General features: G+C 74.9%; 4 protein-coding genes. 2 read left to right on the top strand and 2 right to left on the bottom strand.

All coding sequences use genetic code 11. From position 1 onward, the window contains the following. Nucleotides 1–44: 44 nt before the first annotated feature. A complete protein-coding gene (groES, locus tag CTKZ_RS13285) occupies nt 45–341 on the bottom strand; it encodes a co-chaperone GroES (RefSeq protein ID WP_124343398.1) in 297 nt (98 codons plus the stop codon). Nucleotides 342–605: 264 nt separating this feature from the next. Between groES and CTKZ_RS13280 the strand changes: the two genes are divergently transcribed. After that, the gene (locus tag CTKZ_RS13280; RefSeq protein ID WP_124343397.1) at nt 606–1,793 is read left to right on the top strand and encodes a class I SAM-dependent methyltransferase; all 1,188 of its coding nucleotides are present in this window, start codon (nt 606–608) and stop codon (nt 1,791–1,793) included. Continuing rightward, nucleotides 1,793–2,941 carry a glutamate--cysteine ligase gene (locus CTKZ_RS13275; protein WP_124343396.1) on the top strand — a complete coding sequence of 383 codons (1,149 nt, stop codon included), beginning with the start codon at nt 1,793–1,795 and terminating at the stop codon, nt 2,939–2,941. Before CTKZ_RS13280 ends, CTKZ_RS13275 begins: the two co-directional genes overlap by 1 nt. 120 nt (nt 2,942–3,061) lie before the next feature. Here CTKZ_RS13275 and CTKZ_RS13270 read toward each other — a convergent pair. Continuing rightward, a partial coding sequence (locus CTKZ_RS13270) for a PKD domain-containing protein (RefSeq protein ID WP_307720305.1) occupies nt 3,062–5,644 on the bottom strand: 2,583 nt, incomplete at its 5' end.

Genomic DNA, 5,644 nt, shown 5'->3' with positions numbered 1-5,644 from the left:
GGGGTGCCCGGCGCCGTCAGCGACGGACGCCGGGCACCGTCAGATCACTTGACGACGACCGCGAGGATGTCGCGGGCCGAGAGGATGAGGTACTCCTCGCCGGCGTACTTGACCTCGGTGCCGCCGTACTTCGAGTAGATCACCTTGTCGCCGACGGCCACGTCGAGCGGGATCCGGTTGCCGTTGTCGTCGACACGGCCCGGACCCACGGCCAGGACCTCGCCCTCCTGGGGCTTCTCCTTGGCGCTGTCCGGGATGACGAGACCCGAGGCCGTCGTCGTCTCCGCGTCGAGCGTCTTGACGACGATCCGGTCCTCGAGGGGCTTGATGGAGACCGACACAGCGGACCTCCCCTTCGCATGTGAGTCGTGTTCGAGCTGTCCGAGCGCACCGACTCACGTCGTCGCGGGTGCCGTGACCAGGTGCGCAGCTGGCACACCCACAGGGAGAGTGCCAGCTCCTCACTCTAGGAACGCGTTAGCACTCGGTCAAGGCGAGTGCCAACGACCGGGCGTGGCGCGGGTGTCGCGCGGGCGCGCGCTTCACGAGCCACCGGGTGGCCCCGCCCGTCGTGCGGCCCGTCGGGCCGTGCAAGGATCGCCCGCATGGACGCCGCCGGCCTCAGCGCGCTGCTCAGCCCCCAGGGATGGGCCCTGCTCTCGGCGCTCCCGCCGTACGACGAGCAGCGGACCATGGCGCTGTCCGCGCGCCTGCACGCCGAGGGGCTCGACCCCGCCCTCGTCGCCGCCGCGCTCACGCAGTCCCGGCTGCGCGCGCGGGCCCGCGCGAAGCTCGGCGACTTCGCCGACGGCATGCTCTTCACCGCCGCGGGTCTCGAGCAGGCCACGCGGCTCACGGTCGCGGCGCACCACGCCCGGCGCTACCGCGACGCCGGCAGCACGCGGGTCGCCGACCTCACGTGCGGGATCGGTGCCGACGCGATGGCGTTCGCCGGCATGGGGCTCGCCGTGCTCGCGACCGACGTCGACGAGGCCACCGCCGCGATCGCCACCGTCAACCTGCGGCACTTCCCCGACACCGAGGTGCGGCACGCCGACGGGCTCACGCTCGACCTCGTCGCCGAGGGCGTCGACGGGGTGTACGCCGACCCCGCGCGGCGCACGTCGTCGGGCAGCCGCGTGTTCGACCCCGCCGCGTACGCGCCGCCGCTCGACGCCGTCCTCGCGCTGCGCGACCGCGTCCCCGCGCTCGGGCTCAAGCTCGGCCCGGGGGTCCCGCACTCGGCGCTCCCGGCCGACGCGCACGCGCAGTGGGTGTCCGTCGACGGCGACGTCGTCGAGGTCGGGCTCTGGTTCGGCCCCCTCGCACCCGAGGGCCCGGGGCGGTCGGCGCTCGTGCTGGCGGGGACGACGGCGCACACCCTGGCGACCGGTCCCGACGGCCCCGCGCACGCCTCCGCCGGACCCGTGGGCGCGTACCTCTACGAGCCCGACGGCGCCGTCATCCGCGCCGGGCTCGTCGGGGACGTCGCCCACCGGGTGCGCGGGACGCTCGTCGACCCCACGATCGCCTACGTGACGTCCGACGAGCTGCACGACGAACCCGTCGCCACCGCGTACCGCGTGCTCGACACCCTGCCGTTCGGCCTCAAGCGGCTGCGCACGTACCTGCGCGAGCGCGGCGTGGGGCGGCTGACCATCAAGAAGCGCGGCACGGCCGTCGTGCCCGAGCAGCTGCGCAAGCAGCTCGACCTGCGCGGCGACGCCGAGGCCACCGTCGTCCTGACCCGGGTCGCCGGGCACCAGCAGGTGCTCGTCGTGGAGCGCGTCTGATGGCCGCGCGCGTCACGCTGCCGTTCGCGCGGTCCGCGCGGTCGAGCGTCGGGCTCGAGTGGGAGGTCGCGCTCGTCGACGCCGACTCGGGCGACCTGCGGCAGGCCGCCCAGGCCATCTTCGACACCGTGCGGCCGACCGACGGCTCGGAGCACCCGCACATCAAGCAGGAGCTGCTGCTCAACACCGTCGAGGTCGCGTCCGGCGTGTGCCGGACCGTCGGCGAGGCCGGTGCCGACCTGCGCCGCGCGCTCGACGAGGTCGCCGCGGCCGCCGAACCGCTGCGCATCCAGCTCATGGGCGGCGGCACGCACCCGTTCGCGAACTGGGCGCAGCAGAAGGTCACCGACAAGCAGCGGTACGCGACCCTCATCGACCGCACGCAGTGGTGGGGCCGGCAGATGCTCATCTACGGCGTGCACGTGCACGTCGGGATCGAGGACCGCGACAAGGTGCTGCCGCTGTCCCGCGCGATGCTCACGGTGTTCCCGCACCTGCAGTCGCTGTCCGCGTCGTCACCGTTCTGGGGCGGCAAGGACACCGGGTACGCGTCCAACCGCGCACTGCTGTTCCAGCAGCTGCCGACCGCCGGGCTGCCGTTCGGCTTCGAGCGGTGGGAGCAGCTCGAGCAGTACGTCGGCGACATGATGCACACGGGCGTCATCGACCAGTTCGACGAGGTCCGGTGGGACGTCCGGCCGTCGCCGCGGTTCGGGACGCTCGAGATGCGCGTGGCCGACGGTGCGACCAACCTGCTCGAGGTCACCGCGATCTCGGCCCTCACGCACTGCTTCGTCGAGCACTTCTCGTCGATGCTCGACCGCGGCGAGGCGCTCCCCGCGCTGCCGCCGTGGTTCGCGCAGGAGAACAAGTGGCGGTCCGCCCGCTACGGCATGGACGCGATCATCATCACGAACGCCGCGGGCGACGAGGAGCTCGTCACCGACGCCGTGGGCCGCTGGCTCGTCGAGCTCGCGCCCGTCGCGGAGCGGCTCGGGTGCAGCGAGGAGCTCGAGCACGTGCGCGTCATCCTGCGCCGTGGCGCGTCGTACCAGCGGCAGCGGGCCGTCGCGCGCCGGAACGCGGGCGAGCTCGACGCGGTCGTCCGCTCGCTCGTCGCCGAGCTCGAGGCTGGCCGCCCCCTGTAGCCCGGGTCGCGACCCGGGCCCGAGGACCGGGTCGCGGGTCCGTGCGGTACCCGGCCCCGGGTCGCGGTCCTCTGACGCCCGGCCAGGCGTCGGGCGCCGTCACCGTGACGCAGGCGGACGTCAGGGCAGGCGGGTCGCGACGAGGTCGTCCCAGCGGACCGTCGTCGGGCCGTTCGTCGTCGACGAGCTGAGGTACGCCATCAGGCGCACGCCCCCGGCCGTCTGGAGCCCCGCCGTCGCGTCGGTCGTCGTGTACTGCCACGTCGTCGGCTCGGGTGTGCCGTCGAGCCAGGCCCGCGTGCGCACCGTCGTCGGCGCGGTGCCCTGGACCTGCACGCGCACGTGCAGGCGAGCACCCGGCGTGAGCACCACACCCGGCAGCGTGTTGCCCGTGAGGACCGTGCCGGACCGCTCGGTGTGCAGCTGCACCGCGCCGGTCGCGAGCACCTTCACCCGGGCGCCGTAGTCCGCGGACCCGACCACCCGCCCGGAGACCGTCGCGTAGAGCGGCCCGTCCGGGACGGTGTCGAGCGCGACGGTCGCGTGCACGTCCGTCGCGGTCGCCGCGACCGCCGCGGAGCCCAGCGTCGCGGTCAGCGTGGCACCCGCGGGGACCTGCGTCACGCCCGTCCCGGCGCCGACGGAGAACCGCGACGACCCGCCCGCGACCGTCCACGCGCCGCCCGTGTCGGCGCTCCCCCAGCCACCGGTCACGGTGCGCGCGAACGCGTCGGCCGCGAGCGTCGTCGACGGCGGCGGCGGCGCGCTGACGGTGACCGCGCGCGTCGTCGACGCGGTCGCGCCGTCGTCGTCCGTCACCGTCAGCGTGACGGTGTACGTGCCCGCCGCGGCGTACGTGCGCGACGCGGTCGTGCCGGTCGCCGTGCCACCGTCGCCGAACGACCAGGTGCGGGACACGATCGTGCCGTCGGCGTCGGTCGACCCGGCCGAGTCGACGGACGCGGTGGGGCCGGCGGTCATCGCCGTGAACGACGCCGTGGGCGGCTGGTTCGGCGGTGGGGGCGGCGGCGCCGCGCCGATCGGCATGACGAGGAGGTCGTCCCACCGGGCCGTGAGCGCGCCGCCGGTCGTCGTGGAGCTCACGTACGTCATGAGCCGGACGCCCCCGGCGCCCTGCAGCGCGGCGGTCGCGTCGGTCGCGGTGAACTGCCACGCCGTCGGCTCCGCCTGCCCGTCCTCCCACGCACGCACCCGCACGACCGTCGGCGACGTGCCCTCGACCTGCGTGCGGACCCGCAGCCGCTCGCCCGCGGTGAGCGTGACGCCCGGCAGCGTGCCGCCCGTGAGGACCGTGCCCGAGCGCTCGGCGTGCAGCTGGACCGCGCCGCCCGCGAGGACCTTGACGCGCGCGCCGTAGTCGCCCGATCCGACGACCCGGCCCGACACCGTGGCGTAGAGCGCGTTGCTCGGGATGCGGTCGAGCGCGACGGTCGCCGTCACGTCGGTCGCGGTCGACGACACGCCGCCGAGCGTCGCGGTGACGGTGCCGCCCGGGAGCGGCGACTGCTGGCCGGTACCGCCGCCGACGGCGAACCGTGCCGTCCCGCCGCCGACCGACCACGGGCCGCCCACGTCGGCGCTCCCCCAGCCGCCCGTCAGGGCCCGCCCGAACGCGTCGGCGGCGAGCGGGCCGGGAGGCGGGTCGGTCGGCGTGCCCGTCATCGCGTAGGGCAGCGTGAACTGGCTGTCGGCGTCGGTCTCGTAGCGGTCGAGCGTCGGCGAGTACGTCGTCGCGCGGATCTCGTCGGCCGCGGGGTCGAACGTGTAGTAGCGCAGCCAGCCGTCGCCGCCGTTGGCACGGTCCTGGTAGTCGGTGAGCACCGCGTGCACGGGCTGCCCGCACGCGTTGGTGTCGGTGCGGCGCGCCTCGCCGAGGTCGCCCTCGCTGAAGTGGCCCGAGACGACGAGGAAGACCGAGCACGACGGCCGGACGAGCTCCTCCCAGATCGCCCGGCCGCTGTTGCCGCCGTCGGCGCGCGCGACCTGCGTCGTGAGCCCGCCCGCGGTGTCGACGTAGGAGTGCGTCGCGACGATCGCGCGCCGCTCGGGGTAGGCGGCGAGGACCCGGCGGCCCCAGTCGAGCGCGGAGTCGGGCGCATTCATCTCGAGGCTGAGCAGCAGGAAGTCCATGCCGCCGGCGGTGAACAGCGCGAACGAGTCCATGTTCTGCCGGTCGACGGGGTCGGGCCCGAACAGCCCCTGCCCGAGGTACCCGCCGTACGACGCCGTCGCGCCGTTCCAGGACGCGTCCGCGTACCGGCTCGGCGGGAAGTACTGCCGGTAGAGCGGCGCCTCGCCGGTCGTGAGGTTCATGTCGTGGTTGCCGGGCAGCACGGCGTTCGGCACACCCGCCGTGTCGAGCACGGCCATGTGCTGCGACGCCCGCTGCCACTGCACGTCGGCGGTGTCGACGCCGACCAGGTCGCCGACCTGCGACACGAACGCGACGTCGAGCTCGTCGGCGTGGTCGGCGATCCACCGGGTCTGGACGCCCATCGTCGCCTGGTTCGCGGACGTGCTCACGTAGTTCTGCGTGTCGGGCAGCACGACGAACGTGAAGGGCGCGGGCTCGGCCGCGCCCGCGGGTGCGGCCGCGAGGCCCCCGCCGACGAGGCCCGCGGCGAGGAGGAGCACGACCGCGGCGCGCCGACGGCGCCGGGCCTCGCGGTGGGCGACCGGGAG

This window comes from Cellulomonas algicola (genome assembly GCF_003851725.1).
GTDB classification, from domain to species: Bacteria; Actinomycetota; Actinomycetes; order Actinomycetales; family Cellulomonadaceae; genus Cellulomonas; species Cellulomonas algicola.
This window is presented reverse-complemented; position numbering and strand designations above follow the sequence as displayed.